This window comes from Metabacillus sp. KH_069, assembly GCF_057838075.1.
The window spans coordinates 2926781-2945492 of the sequence record NZ_CM174460.1 but is presented as its reverse complement, the minus strand read 5'-3'; the positions used below and the strand labels follow the sequence as shown (position 1 = coordinate 2945492).

Genomic DNA, 18712 nt, shown 5'->3' with positions numbered 1-18712 from the left:
GGGTTATCATTATGCAAAAGGTCTTGCTGGTAGGTGCGGGAAAAGGCGGGACAACACTCCTCAAAATGCTTTTGGAAATAAAAGCGATGGAAATTATGGCAGTAGTGGACATTGAACCGGATGCACCAGGCATGCAGCTTGCAAAAAAACTTGGAATTTTAACAAGTTCTGAATGGAAGCCGCTGCTGTCCGATCAGATCAATATTGTAATCGAGGCAACAGGAAGCAATGAGGTATTTGAGGACCTGCTGCAGTGCAGAAGCAGAAATACGGTCATTATCCCGGGGACTGTCGCTCACATTATTTCCAATCTGATCAATCAGAAAGAGGATTTAATTACAGCTTTAAAAGATATTACACATAAGCATGAAACCATTTTTGATTCAACGAATGACGGCATGATCGTCATCGATGATAAAGAGCGGCTGATTCTTTTCAATAAAACAGCAGAGCGGATGACAGGGTTAAAAAAGGGAGATGTGATTGGACGTCTTATTGAAGAGATGATTCCTTCAAGCAAGCTGCCAAGAATTCTGAAAACAAAAGAAGTGGAAATGAATCAGGAACAGGTGCTTGAAAATGGCCTTAAAATTATTACGACAAGAATCCCGATCTTTGATGACTCGGGAACACTGCTCGGTGCCCTTTCCTTGTTTAAAGATATTACCGATATTGTGAACCTTGCAGAAGAAATGACGAACTTAAAAGAGATTCAAACACTTCTTCAAGCCATCATTCAATCATCCGACGAGGCCATAACTGTTGTAGATGAAGAAGGAAGAGGGATTTTGATCAATCCTGCCTATTCAAGAATGACTGGCCTGACTGAAGAACAAGTGCTGGGAAAGCCAGCGACGGCTGATATATCTGAGGGTGAAAGCATGCATATGAAGGTTCTTGAAACGAGAAGACCTGTCAGAGGCGTGCGGATGAAAGTTGGCCCTGGCAAGAAAGACGTCATTGTAAATGTAGCTCCAATCATTGTAGACGGAAAACTAAAAGGAAGTGTGGGCATTATTCATGATGTGTCCGAGATCCAGACTTTAACGACAGAATTGCACAGAGCAAGACAAATCATCAGAACACTTGAAGCGAAATATGCCTTTGAAGATATTATCGGGGGAAGCGAAGAGATCAAGCTTGCGATTGAACAGGCGAAGCTTGGGGCTAAAACACCTGCGACTGTTCTTTTAAGAGGGGAATCAGGGACAGGAAAAGAATTATTCGCCCATGCGATCCATAATGCAAGCGACCGGAAGTACAACAAGTTTATCCGTGTGAATTGTGCGGCTATTTCAGAAACGCTGCTTGAAAGCGAGCTGTTCGGCTATGAAGAAGGAGCTTTTTCAGGAGCGAAGAGGGGCGGAAAAAGAGGGTTTTTTGAAGAAGCCAACAAAGGGAGCATCTTTCTTGATGAAATTGGAGAGCTTTCGGCAAATGTACAGGCCAAATTGCTCCGTGTGCTGCAGGAAAAAGAAATTGTCCGTGTTGGTTCAACGAAATCTATTCCAATCAATGTAAGAGTCATCGCTGCAACAAATATTAATATTGAAAAAGCTATGGCAGACGGCACGTTCCGTGAAGATTTATATTACCGGTTAAATCGTTATCCAATTTCCATCCCGCCGCTCAGGAACCGGAAAAGTGATATTCCTATGCTTGCTGAGCACCTTATCAGGAAACTGAATCAGGACTATGGCAGAAGTATTGAAGGAATTGAAGAATCAGCTCTGGGCATGCTTGTTGCGCACAGCTGGCCTGGTAATGTAAGGGAGCTTGAGAATGTGCTTGGAAGAGCAATGATTTTTATGAAATACAATGAAACCGAAATTACTGCTCAGCATTTGCCGGAACTCGCACAGGATGATGAAAAAAAGTCCGGAGTAATAGCCTATTCTTTAGAAGGCAGCGGCAATCAAACTCTCGCAGAATCAATCGAACAGCTTGAAGAAGTAATAATAAGAGAAGCATTGAACAAGCATCATTTTAATCGGACTAAAACCGCCCTATCATTAGGTATTTCGCTTAGAAACCTGTATTATAAAATAGAAAAATACAATCTTGCAAAGTAATGCACGCAATTTCTTGCACAGTATGAAACGAATTGCATGTTTTATGCACGATAAGATGAAGCGTTTACAAGATTTTTTGTTGGCACGCTTCTTGCATTATAAAATAACGGGTGCTGTGAATACATCTTGAAGGGGTTGAAAACACGATGAACTTAGAAGACCTGCTAGAAAAAGCAGCCCAGCTTGAGAACAAAACAGTGGCAGTGGCCTCTGCGGAAGATCCAGAAGTGCTTGAAGCAGTTTTGGAAGCTTCAGAACGGGGACTGGCCGAATTTATTTTGTTCGGAAATAAAGAAGAAATTGAAATCATGCTTCAAAAAAGAAGTGCTGATGCTAAAATGTTTTCAATTAAACATGCAAGATCTGTTGAACAAGCTTCAGAATTTGCTGTTAAAGCTGTGTTTCAAAATGAAGCAGATGTTTTAATGAAAGGAAATGTTCCTACAGCCGTTATTTTAAAGGCGGTTTTAAACAAGGAATATGGACTTCGCACGGGCAAAATTCTATCCCATGTAGCTGTTTTTGAAGTGCCAGGCTACGACAGATACACGATTGTAACGGATGCAGCGATGAATCTTGCGCCAGATCTGGAACAGAAAAAGCAGATTCTTGCAAATTCTGTCATGGTTGCAAGGAAGATTGGGATAGACATTCCAAAAGTAGCGCCACTCGCAGCTGTTGAAGTTATAAACCCTTCTATGCAGGCGACGCTCGATGCAGCTGCACTCACCCAAATGAACAAAAGAGGGCAGATAAAAGATTGTATCGTCGATGGCCCGCTTGCACTTGATAATGCTGTTTCATTTGAAGCGGCAGAGCATAAAGGCATCAGAAGCGATGTGGCAGGACAGGCTGATATTCTTTTAGTACCAACCATTGAAGTTGGCAATGTTTTATATAAATCGCTCATGTATTTTGCGAATGCAAAAGTAGGAGCTATCATTGCGGGTGCAAAAGCCCCGATTGTCTTAACCAGCCGTGCTGATTCAGCTGAAAGCAAGCTATACTCGCTGGCTTTGGCAATTTGTTCTAGTTAAGCGACAAACCGGAAATGAATACGAAAAGAACTTTAGGAGGATTTACACATGGAAATTTTTAAATATATGGAACAATATGATTATGAGCAATTGGTATTTTGCCAAGATAAACAATCAGGGCTAAAAGCTATTATCGCTATTCATGATACAACTTTAGGACCTGCACTTGGCGGCACGCGCATGTGGACATACGCTTCAGAAGCAGATGCGATTGAAGATGCTCTTCGCTTAGCAAAAGGCATGACTTACAAAAATGCAGCTGCAGGATTAAACCTTGGCGGAGGGAAAACAGTTATCATCGGTGATCCCCGCAAAGATAAAAACGAAGAAATGTTCCGCGCTTTCGGCCGCTACATTCAAGGACTTAATGGCCGTTATATTACTGCTGAAGATGTCGGCACTACTGTTGAAGATATGGATCTGATCCACGAAGAAACAGATTATGTAACGGGTATTTCACCTGCTTTCGGATCTTCTGGCAACCCGTCTCCTGTAACGGCGTTCGGCGTATACCGCGGAATGAAAGCTGCTGCAAAAGCTGCGTTCGGCACAGATTCATTAGAAGGCAAGACTGTGGCAGTTCAAGGTGTCGGCAACGTTGCATTCAACCTCTGCAGACATTTGCATGAAGAAGGCGCACAGCTGATTGTGACGGATATTAATAAAGAAGCCGTTCAAAGAGCTGTTGAAGCTTTCGGAGCTAAAGCTGTAGATCCAGATGAAATTTACGGAGTGGACTGCGATATTTATGCACCATGTGCACTTGGAGCTACTATCAATGACGATACCATCCCTCAAATCAAAGCTAAAGTTATTGCAGGAGCTGCTAATAATCAATTAAGAGAAACTCGTCATGGTGATACGATTCATGAAATGGGAATTGCTTACGCACCAGACTATGTCATTAATGCCGGCGGCGTTATTAACGTAGCGGATGAGCTGCTTGGCTACAACAGCGAAAGAGCGATGAAAAAAGTAGAAGGCATTTATCAAAATATTGAACGTGTTTTTGAAATTGCAAAACGCGACGGCATCCCTACATATGCGGCAGCTGATCGTTTAGCGGAAGAGCGCATTGAAAGAATGAGAAATTCCCGCAGCCAGTTTCTGCAAAATGGACATCACATTTTAAGCCGCCGCTAATAGGCAATTTTTTGAGAAGAGATAAGCAGGCAGCGTGTCGGTGCGCTGTCTGATCTTTCTCATATTTGGAGGTTTTGGAAGTTGCAGGAAAAAGAATATCGGATTCTCGTCATAAACCCGGGTTCGACCTCGACGAAAATTGGTGTATTTGATAATGAACGATCGATTTTTGAAAAAACAATCCGTCATGATACAGATAAAATAAATGCTTTTAACAGTATTATTGATCAATATGAATTCAGAAAACAAACAATACTTGAAACGCTGGATGAAGAAGGCATTAACATCTCTAAATTAAGCGCAGTATGCGGAAGAGGCGGACTGCTTCGTCCGATAGAGGGCGGAACATACCATGTAAATGAACAAATGCTGCACGATCTCCGCATCGGTTTTGCAGGACAGCACGCTTCAAATTTGGGAGGCATCATCGCTTTTGAAATAGCGGGCGGGCTTAATATCCCTTCTTTCATTGTGGATCCGGTAGTTGTAGATGAAATGGAAACGATTGCAAAAGTATCTGGAGTTCCATCCATCGAACGAAAGAGTATTTTTCATGCCTTAAATCAAAAATCCGTTGCGAGGAAAGTTGCTCAGCAGTACGGCAAAAAATACGGCGAAATGAACCTGATTGTGGCTCATATGGGCGGCGGGATTACGGTTGGTGTACACAGGCTTGGAAAAGTAATTGATGTCAACAACGGACTCCATGGAGATGGCCCATTCAGTCCTGAACGGGCAGGCACAGTACCTGCAGGTGATCTGGTGAACCTCTGTTATTCCGGTGATTATTATCGTGAGGAAGTTATGAAAATGCTTGTTGGAAAAGGCGGGCTGGTCGGGTATCTTGGCACCAATGACGGCCAGAAGGTTGAACGCATGATTTCTGCAGGGGATCAAAAGGCTAAACTTGTATTTGATGCAATGGCCTATCAAATCGGCAAAGAAATCGGTGCTGCAAGCGCCGTTTTAAAAGGGAAAGTAGATGCAATCATTCTTACAGGCGGCCTTGCCTACGGGAAAAAATTCGTAAAAGAAATTTCTTCCTACATTGATTGGATCGCAGATGTGAATGTATTTCCGGGTGAAAATGAACTTCAGGCATTAACCGAAGGAGCTCTCCGCGTTCTCCGCGGGGAAGAAGAAGCCAAGGAATATCCGAATAAAAGAGTGGATTCAAAGATTTACAACCAGGTTTAAAAGAGAGGAGCATCAGTATGGCAACCGATTATGATCTCGTTATTGTAGGCGGCGGAACAGGCGGATATGTAGCCGCGATTCGCGCAAGCCAGCTCGGCTTAAAAACAGCGATTGTTGAAAAAGGAAAACTGGGAGGCACTTGTCTTCATGCCGGATGTATTCCAAGCAAAGCGCTGCTCAGAAGTGCGGAAGTGTTTGCTACAGCGAAAAGAAGCGAAGAGTTTGGCGTCATGACATCAGGTGTTGCGCTCGATTTCACGAAGGTTCAAGAGCGCAAACAATCGATTATTGATACCCTGCATAAAGGCGTCCAGCATTTAATGAAGCAGGGGAAAATCGATGTCTATGAAGGGACAGGCCGCATTTTGGGTCCGTCTATTTTCTCTCCAATGCCCGGAACCATTTCTGTTGAAATGAATAACGGCGAAGAGAATGAAATGCTGATTCCTAAAAATGTGATTGTCTCTACAGGATCAAGACCGCGCAGTCTGCCGGGCCTTGAAATTGACGGTGAATCTGTTTTAACGTCAGATGAAGCACTTGCGCTTGAATCACTGCCTAAATCAATCATTATTGTGGGCGGCGGAGTAATTGGAATAGAGTGGGCATCCATGCTGTCTGATTTTGGACTTGAGGTAACTGTGCTTGAGTACGCAGACCGCATCCTGCCTACAGAAGATGCTGAAATATCCAAAGAAATGCAGCGCTTGCTTAAGAAAAAAGGCATTAACCTTGTAACAGGGGCTAAAGTGCTGTCTGAAACCCTTGAAAAAGGAGAAGCTGTTTCTATCAGTGCTGAGCATAAAGGCGAAGTGAAGACATTCTCTGCTGAAAAAATTCTTGTATCTGTCGGGCGTCAGGCAAATGTTGAGGGCATCGGGATTGAAAATACAGATATTCAGATTGAAAATGGCTTTATTAAGACCAATCAATTTATGCAGACGAAAGAATCACATATCTATGCGATTGGCGATGTTATTGGCGGACTTCAGCTTGCACATGTGGCTTCACATGAGGGCATTACAGCAGTTGAGCACATTGCCGGACATACTCCTTCTGCAATTGATTATAAAAAAGTTTCCAGATGTGTATACAGCACGCCTGAGATTGCAAGTGTCGGCTATACAGAAGATGAAGCGAAAGAAGCGGGATTTGAAGTGAAAACAGGTAAATTTTCATTCCGTGCGATCGGAAAAGCGCTTGTTTTTGGGGAATCCGATGGCTTTGTCAAATTAATCGCCGATGCTAAAACAGATGATCTCCTTGGTGTCCATATGATTGGACCGCATGTAACAGATATGATATCTGAAGCAGGCCTTGCAATGGTGCTTGATGCAACACCGTGGGAAATTGGACAAACCATTCATCCTCATCCAACGCTGTCTGAAGCAATAGGTGAAGCGGCACTTGCAGTTGATGGGAAAGCAATCCATTCTTAAAGGGAGCATGTCCCTTACATACTGATTTTTAAGGAGGCAAAATGATGGCTGAAAATCGTCATAAAACACTTGGTTTATCTGATCAAGAAGTTCTTGAAATGTATGAAACAATGGTCATGGCGCGTAAAATCGATGAACGCATGTGGCTGCTCAACCGTTCAGGGAAAATTCCATTCGTGATTTCATGTCAGGGACAGGAAGCGGCACAGGTTGGTGCTGCATTTGCACTTGACCGCAAAAAAGACTATGCCCTTCCTTATTACCGTGATATGGGTGTCGTGCTTGCGTTTGGCATGACGGCAAAGCAATTGATGCTTTCCGGATTTGCAAAAGCAGAAGATCCGAACTCAGGAGGCCGTCAAATGCCCGGTCACTTTGGCCAAAAAGAAAATCGCATTGTTACAGGCTCATCCCCGGTTACAACCCAAGTGCCGCATGCGGTTGGAATTGCTCTTGCCGGCAAAATGGAGAAAAAGGATCTTGTCACGTTTGTCACATTCGGGGAAGGCTCTTCAAACCAGGGAGATTTCCATGAAGGAGCAAATTTTGCAGGAGTACATAAGCTGCCGGTCATTTTCATGTGTGAAAATAATAAATATGCAATCAGCGTTCCTTACGAAAAGCAAGTCGCATGCGAGAAAATCTCAGACCGTGCGATTGGCTATGGAATGCCTGGTTTTACAGTGGATGGAAATGATCCGCTTGAAGTGTATCAGGCAGTAAAAGAAGCTGCAGACAGAGGACGCCGCGGAGAGGGCCCTACACTTATAGAAGCAATCTCATACCGTCTGACTCCTCACTCAAGTGATGACGATGATCGTTCATATCGCGGGCAGGAAGAAGTCTCAGAAGCTAAGAAGAATGATCCGATCTTAAAATTTGCAGCTTATTTAAAAGAAACCGGCGTCATGACGGATGAGTTGGAAAAAGAAATTCATGACGGAATCATGAAGGTTGTAAACGAAGCAACAGATTACGCTGAAAGTGCTCCATATGCAGATGCAGAGTCAGCACTTAAATACGTATACGCAGAGTAAGGGGGAAGAACAATGCCAGTCATTTCTTATATAGATGCTGTCACGATGGCGATTCGTGAAGAGATGGAACGTGATCCAAAAGTTTTCGTGCTTGGGGAAGATGTAGGCAAAAAAGGCGGAGTTTTTAAAGCAACGGCCGGATTGTACGACAAGTTTGGAGAAGAGCGCGTCATTGATACTCCGCTTGCAGAATCAGCGATTGCAGGTGTGGGAATTGGCGCAGCCATGTACGGAATGAGACCAATTGCAGAAATGCAATTTGCGGACTTTATCATGCCTGCAGTCAATCAAATCGTTTCAGAGGCTGCCAAAATCCGCTATCGTTCAAACAATGATTGGAATTGCCCGATTACGATCCGTGCTCCTTATGGCGGAGGCGTGCATGGCGCTCTCTATCACTCTCAATCGGTCGAAGCTTTATTTGCCAATCAGCCTGGTCTTAAAATTGTGATGCCTTCAACTCCTTATGATGTAAAAGGACTCTTAAAGGCTGCAATTAGAGACGATGATCCAGTTCTGTTCTTTGAGCATAAAAGAGCTTACCGCCTCATCAAAGGCGAGGTTCCAGATGATGATTATGTACTGCCGATCGGAAAAGCCGATGTGAAGCGTGAAGGTGAAGATCTTACAATCATCACTTACGGCCTGTGCGTGCATTTTGCACTCCAAGCTGCAGAAAAGCTTGCGCAGGATGGCATTTCAGCACATATTCTTGATTTGCGCACAGTATATCCGCTGGATAAAGAAGCAATTATTGAAGCCGCTTCTAAAACAGGAAAAGTGCTGCTGCTGACAGAAGACAACAAAGAAGGAAGCATCATGAGCGAAGTGTCAGCCATCATCGCTGAAAACTGCCTATTTGATTTGGATGCTCCAATCATGCGTCTTGCAGGGCCTGATGTGCCGGCAATGCCATATGCTCCGACAATGGAAAAATATTTTATGATCAATCCAGATAAAGTAGAAGCGGCTATGCGGAAGCTTGCTGAATTTTAAATAAGATTTTCATTTGAGGAGGGAACAGACATGGCAGTTGAACAAATGACAATGCCCCAGCTTGGGGAAAGTGTAACAGAAGGCACCATCAGTAAATGGCTAGTATCGGTCGGTGATACTGTAAACAAATACGATCCGATTGCTGAGGTTATGACAGATAAAGTAAATGCGGAAGTTCCATCTTCCTTTACGGGCGTAATCAAGGAATTGGTTGCAGATGAAGGCGATACGCTTGCTGTCGGCGAAATTATTTGTAAAGTCGACGTCGGCGGAGGAAGCGAAGATGCTAAAGCAGCAAACGCACCAGTATCATCGGCTTCAGAGGAAACACAAAAAGCAGAACCTGCGGAGCAAACAGACCAATCAAACAAGAAACGATATTCTCCTGCTGTCCTGCGCTTAGCACAGGAAAACGACATCGATCTTGAACAGGTTGCAGGTACAGGCGCCGGCGGCAGAATTACAAGAAAAGACCTGCAGCAAATCATTGAGAGCGGAAATATCCCTTCATCAGCAAACAAAGGAAATGCTGCTGCACAAGAATCACCAGCTAAAGCAGAAGTACAGCAAAATGCACCAGCAGCTGCACCGCAGAAAACTGCACAATCAGCTCCTGCTGCATCTGTTTCTGCACAGCCGGGAGATATTGAAATTCCTGTAACCGGCATCCGCAAAGCGATTGCTTCTAACATGCTGCGCAGCAAGCATGAGGCACCTCATGCCTGGACGATGATTGAAGTGGATGCAACCAATCTGGTTGAATACCGCAATACAATCAAGAATGAATTCAAGCAAAAAGAAGGATTTAATCTTACATTCTTTGCGTTTTTCGTCAAAGCTGTCGCTCAAGCATTAAAAGAATTCCCGCAGATCAATTCAATGTGGGCGGGCGAAAGCATTATTCAGAAGAAAGATATCAATATCTCAATCGCGGTTGCAACAGAAGATGCTTTGTATGTTCCCGTGATTAAGCATGCTGATGAAAAAACAATCAAAGGCATAGCACGGGAAATTTCTGAACTTGCAGGCAAGGTCCGTGCAGGGAAGTTAACTGCAGATGAAATGAAAGGCGGCACCTTTACAGTAAACAATACAGGTTCATTTGGATCTGTACAGTCAATGGGAATCATCAACTACCCGCAGGCTGCCATTCTTCAGGTGGAATCCATCGTAAAACGTCCTGTTGTGATGAACAACGGCATGATCGCAGTGCGCGATATGGTTAATCTATGCATGTCTCTTGATCATCGTGTGCTTGACGGTTTAGTGTGCGGCAGATTCCTGGCCAGAGTAAAAGAAATTTTAGAGAATACGTCAAAAGAAACGACTTCTGTTTATTAAGAACAAAAGCGGAAGTGCCAAGTCCAGCTCCGACAGGCAGATAAGAATCCGACAGAAAAGTCCGGGTCCCGACTTTTTTAGCGGATTCGTTCTGACCGAGGATCTAGGCGCTTACGCTTACCGCAGATAACTTTATTTATATATCTACAACTATTTAACTGTTAAAATTTCCTTAACAATAAGAAAAAAAGCCATCACATCTTGTCTTGTGATGGCTTTTTTTCTTATATTTGCTCCTTAGGTGAAAGCATTTGAAAGTGGTTATGTAAGATCGTGATGGTTTCGGGTGTTTTTGAATAAACCTCACCGTCTGTATCAACGCTCATTTCTTCTTTTGTTTCAATTTGCATGCTGCTTGCCTGATAGTGCATCAGCTGAGAATCTATATGATTCCATTCAATGTTATCTTTCATTGTCATCACTTCTTTAATAAGTGAAAAACTGGCTTCTTTAATAATGAAAATATCGGCGAGGCCGTCATCGATTTTGATATCGGGATAAGGCAGAACATTTGTGCCGATGATTTTGCCATTAGCAATCAGCACCATGATCGCTTCTTCTTCAATCCAGGTGTCATCAAGCTTCAGTCTGAAGTGAAAAGGCTTCATGGATTTAATCGTTCGAATCGCGCTTAGAAAATAGCTTACTTTTCCGAGCAGTGCTTTTTCGGTGTCATTAATATTTTCAGATGTTTCCGCAACAAGGCCGATGCCCCAAAAATTGAGGAAGTATCCTTCGCTGGTTTCTGCAGCGTCTGTTCCGCGAATTTCACCGGCAAATAATGCCTCAGTGGCTTTCTTTAAGTTTTGAGGAATGCCGAGTGTTCTTGAAAAGTCGTTGCATGTGCCGCCGGGCAAAATGGCGATAACCGGTCTTTGAATCAGTCCTCCAAGTCCGTTTATACACTCATGTACCGTTCCATCTCCGCCCAGTATAATCACGATGTCCATGTTTTCCCCGTGTTTCCTGCAGTATTCCTGTGCATCCAGAGGTTTTGAAGTTTGAAGCAGCAAAAGCTGTTCCACATGCAGAGAAATAATCGGAACACAGGTGCCAAGTGTTTTTTCAGCATCCTTCTGACCGGCATTTCCATTATAGATCAGCATGCCTTTTTTATATTTCGCCATAAAAAAACCCCTTATGAGCTTGCAGAATAGGATTAAAAATTAAATAAATTGATTAAGAACCTTATTGTGAAAATCAGAATTCTAAACGGAAGAAGGATAAGGTATTCAATCAAATCGATACACTCAAGTAAAGTGTCGACTAACCAATTCCCCCGTTTTTAGCGTTTCTTTTTTTCTCCGAATTTTCTCTTCATCTTTAAATTAACCTCTCTTCATGTAATTGAAACATTTTTTAGATAAATACGTTTGAATGAGCTTTAAGGTTTCAATATTGAAATAGAATTGCTGATTGGGTAAAGGTATTATAAAATGAAATAGATTAAGTTTTTACTATTTTCATAAATGTAAACGCATTCTTTTGCGTCAAGGGGGTGGGCTTCCTATCCGGGAAGCGGGAGTATGAAGCAAAGAATCAATCACGAAATAAATGATTTTGAAAAAGCATCGGAACAAATGTGGGTGGAAGAGGCAGAGAAAGCTTTAAAGGGGAAAAGCATTCAAAGTCTTTCCAGAAAAACATATGAAGGCATTACTCTAAATCCATTATATACTGAGCACAATACTCAATCCATAGGGGAAAATGAGGCGACCGCTGCCCAGAAGAAAAATGATTGGTCTGTCAGCCAAAAACTTCAGCGGTCAAAAACACCAGAACAGTTAAATGAAGAAATTCGGGAAACCATGCAGCGGGGCCAGGATATCATTCACTTAGAAGACATTGGGTATTTGGAAACCTATCAGAACATTTGCACAGCATTTGATGGCATCGACTTGGAACAAACAGAATTCCATATCTCATTGCAGGGCAATATCGGATTCTTTCCATTATTTATCACGTATTTGAAAAATAAAAATTGTAAAGGCTCGTTCGCTTTTGATCCATACGGTGAATGGATTAACGGATCGGACCTTGTTTCTTTAAAGAACAAAATAGAATGTCTGGCTGAAATGATCGAAATACTGGATCAGGAAAATTTGCCTAATGTAAGAGCTGTATTATTTAATGGTGAATTTTTCCACGGCGCAGGCGGATCTGCAAAAGAAGAGCTGGCATATACGTTTTCTAATGCTATTGAGCTATTAAACGCATTAAAAGATCGCGGCTTTTCCATCGAAAAACTTGCAGACAGGGTCGGTTTTACGTTCTCTGCCGGATCTAATTTTTTTATGGAGATTGCTAAATTCAGAGCGGCTAAAAAAATATGGGCAACCATTTTGACAGCTTTTGGGGCAAGTGCCGGTCGTCATCCGCTTGTTTTGCATGCTGCTGCATCAACATTCAATAAGACAAAGCACGATTTGCACGTAAATATGCTTAGATCAACTACAGAAGCATTTTCAGCTGCTATCGGCGGGGTGAACAGCTTATCTGTTGCGCCTTTTGATGAAGTGCTTGGCAACGTCAGCAAAACAGGAGACAGAATTGCAAGAAATACTCACTTTATTTTGAAAGAAGAAAGTCTTCTGTCTAAAGTTGCTGATCCTGCAGGAGGCTCATGGTACATTGAAGAGCTTACTGCTGAGCTTGCGGAACTTGCCTGGAAGGAAATTCAGTCGATTGAAACCATGGGCGGATTCGTGCTGGCAGCAAGGCAAAATTACATTCAGGAAAAATTGCGTACGCTTCTGACACTAAGACTGGAAGATGTCAGTAAACGAAAGGTGCAGCTGATTGGAACGAACCATTATGCGAATTTGCAGGAGCCTGAAAGAGAAATCCAAAAATCTGAAGGGCAAATTCCAATTGAAGAAGCGGGCGGGACTGACCGTGGCGCTTCATTGAAAGAATGGATGAAAGACGCAAAAACGGTAAAAGCAAGTGAAGTAAATGCAGGATTATTAGGTGACAACTCAAATGAGGAATTGACTCATCTGTTATCAATGAGGCTTGCTGAACAATTTGAAGGACTCAGGGCTGATTCGGCTAAATACAAAAGCAAGTACGGTCATTATCCTAAAATTGGAGTCGTGGTGCTTGGAAAGATGCTTGACTATAAACCGAGGCTTGATTTTGTATCAGGCATGCTTTCGGCAGGTGGTATAGAGGCTGTGATTTTGAAACCTGATCAGCTGGAATGGCCGGACAAGCCTATTATCGTATGCGGGAAAGATGAGGATTACGAATCGCTTGATTTCTTAAAGGGACTTCAAGGCTCCAACGTTTATGCAGCGGGACGGCTTGATAAAGATAAACTTGAGAAGCACGGTATTCATGAATGCATTTATCACGGAATGGATGTTTATGCCTTCTTAAAAAAATTGCAGCTTCAATTGGGGGTATCGTAATATGACTCGAATTAATCTTGCGGATGTAGAATTGATCAGCGGCAGCTTTACCGAAAACAATCAGGAAAACGTTCAATCTGCCGAACCTTATCAATCGAATGAAGGGATTCCCTTAAAAGCTTCTTATAATTCAGAAGACCGAAAAAATATGCCTTATCTGAACAGCTATCCGGGCATTGCGCCTTTTCTGAGAGGGCCCTATTCAACCATGTATGTGAACAGACCCTGGACAATCAGGCAGTATGCCGGTTTTTCAACCGCAGAAGACAGCAATGCTTTCTACCGCCGGAATTTAGCCATGGGACAAAAGGGCTTATCCGTTGCTTTTGATCTCGCGACCCACAGAGGATATGATTCTGATCACCCGCGAGTTGAAGGGGATGTAGGGAAAGCAGGCGTGGCTATTGACTCCATTCTTGATATGAAAATCCTTTTTGATGAGATTCCGCTGGATCAAATGTCAGTATCGATGACGATGAACGGAGCTGTTCTGCCTATCATGGCCTTTTATATTGTGACAGCTGAGGAACAGGGGGTTTCTAAGGAGAAACTGGCAGGCACGATTCAAAATGACATTTTAAAAGAATATATGGTCCGGAATACATACATTTATCCTCCAGAAACATCAATGAGGATTATCGGGGATATTTTTGAGTATACGGCGAAATTTATGCCTAAATTCAACAGCATCAGTATTTCCGGCTATCATATGCAGGAAGCGGGGGCCACAGCGGATATCGAGCTTGCTTATACATTGGCTGACGGACTTGAATATATCCGGACAGGATTAAAAGCAGGCCTTGATATTGATCAATTCGCTCCGAGACTTTCCTTTTTTTGGGCAATCGGCATGAATTATTTTATGGAAGTTGCAAAGATGAGGGCGGCAAGGCTGATGTGGGCAAAGATTGTCAAAGAATTTAATCCTAAAAACCCAAAATCACTGGCTCTCAGAACACATTCCCAAACTTCAGGCTGGAGTTTGACAGCACAGGATCCGTTTAACAATGTTGTCAGAACATGCATTGAAGCACATGCTGCTGTTATGGGCCACACCCAGTCACTGCATACAAATGCACTGGATGAAGCCATCGCACTTCCAACTGATTTTTCAGCACGCATTGCCAGAAACACTCAGCTTTATTTGCAGCAGGAAACCGGTATATGCGATGTAATCGATCCGTGGGGGGGTTCTTATTATGTAGAATCTCTTACAAAACAGCTGATGGATAAGGCGTGGGCGCATATTGAAGAGGTGGAAAACCTTGGCGGAATGGCAAAGGCGATTGAAACAGGGCTTCCTAAAATGAAAATTGAAGAAGCCGCAGCTAAACGGCAGGCCAAGATAGATTCGGGAACGGAAACGATTATAGGCGTCAATAAATTTCAAGTGGAGGAAGAGGATCCGATTGAAATTTTGAATATTGATAACACAATCGTAAGAAAAAAACAGATTGAAAGGCTGCAGACTTTGAAAGAGGCACGTGATCAGGGCAGGGTGGACCTGGCACTTGAAGCATTAACAGAGGCTGTCAGAACCGGAGAAGGGAATTTGCTTGCGCTTGCTGTTGAGGCAGCGAGAGCAAGAGCAACTTTAGGGGAAATTTCCGATGCGGTTGAAAAGGCATCTAAACGGCATCAGGCAGTGATTCGTTCCATCAGCGGCGTGTACAGCTCTGAATTTTCAAATGAAGAAGAAATTGAAAGTGTAAGAAGAATGACGGATGAATTTTCCGAGCTGGAAGGAAGAAGACCCCGCATCTTAATCGCCAAGATGGGACAGGATGGTCATGACCGCGGTGCAAAGGTTGTGGCAACGGCATATGCAGATCTTGGTTTTGATGTGGATATCGGTCCATTATTCCAAACACCTGCGGAAACAGCTGCCCAGGCAGTCGAAAATGATGTTCATATTGTCGGCATGAGTTCTCTTGCAGCAGGCCACAAAACTCTCCTTCCGCAATTGATAAAAGAATTGAAGGCACTTGGCAGAGAAGATATTGTCGTTATTGTCGGAGGAGTTATTCCTTATCAGGATTATGAATTTTTATTAAACAGCGGCGCTTCTGCAATATTTGGCCCAGGTACGGTTATTCCAAATGCAGCAAAGGTGATGCTTGAGAAGATCTACGAAAGACTTGGGTATGAGGATGCAGAGGAATGACAGGAAGTTCAGAAAAGCGTAAAAAAGCGGGAAGTATGGAAAAGAGTGCAGAGCACTATATTGAAGGTGTTCTGAATGGGGACAGAGTGGCTGTTGCCCAGGCTATTACTCTAGTGGAAAGCAATGCCGAAAAGCATTTTGAAAAAGCGCAGCAAATGATTGAAGAACTCCAGCAAAAAGAGACCTCTTCGATACGAATCGGGATAACAGGGGTTCCTGGTGCAGGAAAGAGCACTTTCATTGATTCTTTTGGGACGTATTTGTGCAGTCTCGGGCATAAAGTGGCTGTACTGGCTGTCGATCCGAGCAGCCAAGTTTCAAAAGGAAGTATACTGGGAGATAAAACGAGAATGGAGAGGCTCTCCCGCAATCACGATGCCTTTATCAGACCTTCTCCATCAAGCGGAACACTTGGAGGCGTCACGCGAAAAACAAGGGAATCCATCATTGTTTGTGAGGCCGCAGGGTATGATGTGATCCTTGTTGAAACGGTTGGTGTCGGACAGGGTGAGTTTGCCATAAGAGGCATGGTTGATTTTTTCCTCTTATTGGTTTTGACCGGTGCCGGAGATGAGCTGCAGACGATGAAAAAAGGAATTATGGAGCTTCCCGATCTTGTGGTCGTCAACAAAGCTGATGGTGATAATCGTGATCATGCAAAAAAAGCTGAGCATGAGTACAATCATATTCTTCATTTTCTAAAATCCTATACACAAGGCTGGGAAACGAAAGCAGTGACTGCTTCTGCCCTCCATGAAACAGGGATAAAGGAAATATGGGAGACAATCAATGTTTTTGCACAGAAAACAAAAGAAAGCGGAATGTTCGAAGGCAGAAGGAAGCTTCAGCAGAAGGAATGGCTCTATGAAATGATTGAGGAACAGCTCAAGCATCATTTTTTTCAGCATACTTATATAAAAGGCAATATGCAGAGCTATGAAAAAGATGTGGTGGAAGGAAAGCGGCCGGTTTCAGGCAGTGTAAAAGAGCTGATCTCTGCTTTTTTAAGCAGATAAGTGCCGTTTTTCTGCCGAAGTTTAAATGGCGGATTTTTTTCTGAACAGGCAGTTCCGCATTTCAGAGGTGTCCAGCTCCACCGCCTAACTCCTCGGCCAGAACGGATCCGGCGTAAAAGTCAAACCCGGACTTTTACGCCGGATCCTTATCTGTCTTTCGGAGCTGAACAGTCGGTTCCGCATTTCAGTGGTGTCCAGCTCCACCTCCTAGCCCCTCGGCCAGAACAAATTCCCCCAAAAAGTCAAACCCGGACTTTTCGGGTGAATTCTTATCTGTCTGTCGGGTCTGAACAGTCGGTTCCGCATTTCAGTGGTCATTTGACGCAACTCTTGGTAAACTGTATGTATTGTAAGTAAAGGAGAGGTTATGACGTGAATATCGATTTTAATATGTTTATGAATGATGTAGTCGCACAGGCAAGAAAAGAAATCACGGCTGCAGGATATACAGAATTAACTACACCTGAAGAGGTGGAAGAAACATTTAAGCAAGAAGGAACAACTCTTGTGATGGTCAACTCGGTATGCGGCTGTGCAGGCGGTATTGCAAGACCTGCAGCTGCTCACTCTGTTCATTATGATAAAAGACCTGACCGTCTTGTCACTGTCTTTGCAGGACAGGATAAAGAAGCAACTGCATATGCAAGAGAGCATTTCACTGGTTATCCGCCTTCTTCACCATCGTTTGCCCTGTTAAAAGACGGCAAGCTTGTGGCTATGGTTGAACGCCATGAAATTGAAGGACACGATCCGATGAGTGTTGTAGCAAAGCTTCAAGAAGCTTTTGATCAGCATTGCGAAGAAATCTAAACTGCCGTTTTTACGGCAGTTTTTTTTGTGGTTTTTTATATTTCCGAAAAGTTTAACATTCTTTTCCAATATAATATTTTTGCATAAAAATAAATTATTGATCTATATATTGCATATTTATAAGTATGTGTTAAAATACATTTATTCGGATATTTATTCGTAAAAAAACACTTGTAAAATATTATTCTATAGAAGATAATATTATTAAATTTAGAATTTTAAGAAAACTATCTAGGGGGAAGAAAATGAAGAAGGTATTATTGTTTATGATTTCGATTTTAGTGATTGGAGTTCTTGCTGCATGCGGATCTTCAGACAATGGATCTGGAGAAGAGAAAAAAGTGTTAAAAATGGCAACATCGGCAGATTATCCTCCTTTTGAGTACATTGACACTGCTAAAGGGAGTGAAATCATTGGATTTGACATCGACCTTGCCAAAGCAATCGGCAAAGAGCTTGGTTATGAAATTGAAGTTCAGGACATGGATTTCACTGGTTTAATCCCGGCACTTCAGGCTAACAAGGCTGATATTGTTTTAGCAGGGATGACACCAACTGAAGAACGCAAAAAAAGCGTGGATTTCTCAGATGTATACTATACAGCTAAGCATATGATCGTCTCTCCAAAAGGCAGCGGCATTAAATCTGTTGAAGATTTAGAAGGAAAGACAGTCGGTGTTCAGCTTGCTTCGATCCAAGAAGGCAAAGCGGAGGAAATCGCTAAAGAGGTAAACATCAAAGTTGAAAACCGCAACAGAATTCCTGAACTGATTCAAGAAATGAAATCAGGCCGTTTTGATGCAGCGATTATTGAAGACACAGTAGCAAAAGGCTATTTTGAAAAGGATAAAGAACTAGAAGGCGTGACAATTGAAGACGGTGAAACAGAAGAAGCAGGTTCTGCGATTGCTTTCCCTAAAGACAGCAAGTATGCAGAAGAATTCAACAAAGAGCTTCAGAAGATGAAAGAAAACGGCGAGCTTGAAAAATTAGTCGTGAAATGGTTCGGCGGAGAAGAAAAATAAGTTAACTTTAAAAAACGTTCAA

The 18712-nt window shown here is 42.9% G+C and carries 14 protein-coding genes; 13 read left to right on the top strand and 1 reads right to left on the bottom strand.

Annotation, left to right across the window (positions count from 1 at the left end; translation table 11 throughout):
- Positions 1-11 precede the first annotated feature (11 nt).
- The 8 genes from AC3ISE_RS14770 (at position 12) to AC3ISE_RS14735 (ending at position 10262) form a co-directional block, all read left to right on the top strand.
- The gene (locus AC3ISE_RS14770; RefSeq protein ID WP_489221576.1) at positions 12-2072 is read left to right on the top strand and encodes a sigma 54-interacting transcriptional regulator; all 2061 of its coding nucleotides are present in this window, start codon (positions 12-14) and stop codon (positions 2070-2072) included.
- Positions 2073-2218: 146 nt separating this feature from the next.
- The gene (gene yqiS, locus AC3ISE_RS14765; RefSeq protein ID WP_489221575.1) at positions 2219-3109 is read left to right on the top strand and encodes a phosphate butyryltransferase; all 891 of its coding nucleotides are present in this window, start codon (positions 2219-2221) and stop codon (positions 3107-3109) included.
- Positions 3110-3157: 48 nt separating this feature from the next.
- A complete protein-coding gene (bcd, locus tag AC3ISE_RS14760) occupies positions 3158-4252 on the top strand; it encodes a branched-chain amino acid dehydrogenase (protein WP_070876675.1) in 1095 nt (364 codons plus the stop codon).
- Positions 4253-4333: 81 nt separating this feature from the next.
- Positions 4334-5449: a butyrate kinase gene (gene buk / locus AC3ISE_RS14755; RefSeq protein ID WP_489221574.1), complete on the top strand. Its 1116-nt coding sequence runs from the start codon at positions 4334-4336 to the stop codon at positions 5447-5449.
- A gap of 17 nt (positions 5450-5466) precedes the next feature.
- Positions 5467-6888, top strand: coding sequence for a dihydrolipoyl dehydrogenase (gene lpdA, locus AC3ISE_RS14750; RefSeq protein ID WP_489221573.1), 1422 nt, complete (start codon positions 5467-5469; stop codon positions 6886-6888).
- Positions 6889-6932: 44 nt separating this feature from the next.
- Positions 6933-7925, top strand: a complete 993-nt coding sequence (locus tag AC3ISE_RS14745; RefSeq protein WP_154319138.1) for a thiamine pyrophosphate-dependent dehydrogenase E1 component subunit alpha — start codon at positions 6933-6935, stop codon at positions 7923-7925.
- Between the two features lie 12 nt (positions 7926-7937).
- A complete protein-coding gene (locus AC3ISE_RS14740; protein ID WP_489221572.1) occupies positions 7938-8921 on the top strand; it encodes an alpha-ketoacid dehydrogenase subunit beta in 984 nt (327 codons plus the stop codon).
- A 30-nt stretch (positions 8922-8951) separates the two neighbouring features.
- Positions 8952-10262, top strand: a complete 1311-nt coding sequence (locus AC3ISE_RS14735; RefSeq protein ID WP_489221571.1) for a dihydrolipoamide acetyltransferase family protein — start codon at positions 8952-8954, stop codon at positions 10260-10262.
- Positions 10263-10486: 224 nt separating this feature from the next.
- Here the strand turns inward: AC3ISE_RS14735 and AC3ISE_RS14730 are convergent, their stop codons facing one another.
- On the bottom strand, positions 10487-11389 hold the full coding sequence (locus AC3ISE_RS14730; protein WP_489221570.1) for a diacylglycerol/lipid kinase family protein: 903 nt from the start codon (positions 11387-11389) through the stop codon (positions 10487-10489).
- A gap of 399 nt (positions 11390-11788) precedes the next feature.
- Between AC3ISE_RS14730 and AC3ISE_RS14725 the strand changes: the two genes are divergently transcribed.
- The 5 genes from AC3ISE_RS14725 (at position 11789) to AC3ISE_RS14705 (ending at position 18690) form a co-directional block, all read left to right on the top strand.
- Positions 11789-13675, top strand: coding sequence for a methylmalonyl-CoA mutase family protein (locus AC3ISE_RS14725; RefSeq protein ID WP_489221569.1), 1887 nt, complete (start codon positions 11789-11791; stop codon positions 13673-13675).
- Position 13676: 1 nt separating this feature from the next.
- Positions 13677-15839, top strand: a complete 2163-nt coding sequence (scpA, locus tag AC3ISE_RS14720) for a methylmalonyl-CoA mutase (RefSeq protein WP_489221568.1) — start codon at positions 13677-13679, stop codon at positions 15837-15839.
- The gene (gene meaB, locus AC3ISE_RS14715; protein ID WP_489221567.1) at positions 15836-16855 is read left to right on the top strand and encodes a methylmalonyl Co-A mutase-associated GTPase MeaB; all 1020 of its coding nucleotides are present in this window, start codon (positions 15836-15838) and stop codon (positions 16853-16855) included. Before scpA ends, meaB begins: the two co-directional genes overlap by 4 nt.
- Before the next feature lie 372 nt (positions 16856-17227).
- Entirely contained in the window at positions 17228-17665 is a 438-nt protein-coding gene (locus AC3ISE_RS14710) for a BrxA/BrxB family bacilliredoxin (RefSeq protein WP_133310171.1), read from the top strand.
- A 245-nt stretch (positions 17666-17910) separates the two neighbouring features.
- Entirely contained in the window at positions 17911-18690 is a 780-nt protein-coding gene (locus AC3ISE_RS14705; RefSeq protein WP_489221566.1) for a transporter substrate-binding domain-containing protein, read from the top strand.
- Positions 18691-18712: the final 22 nt, after the last annotated feature.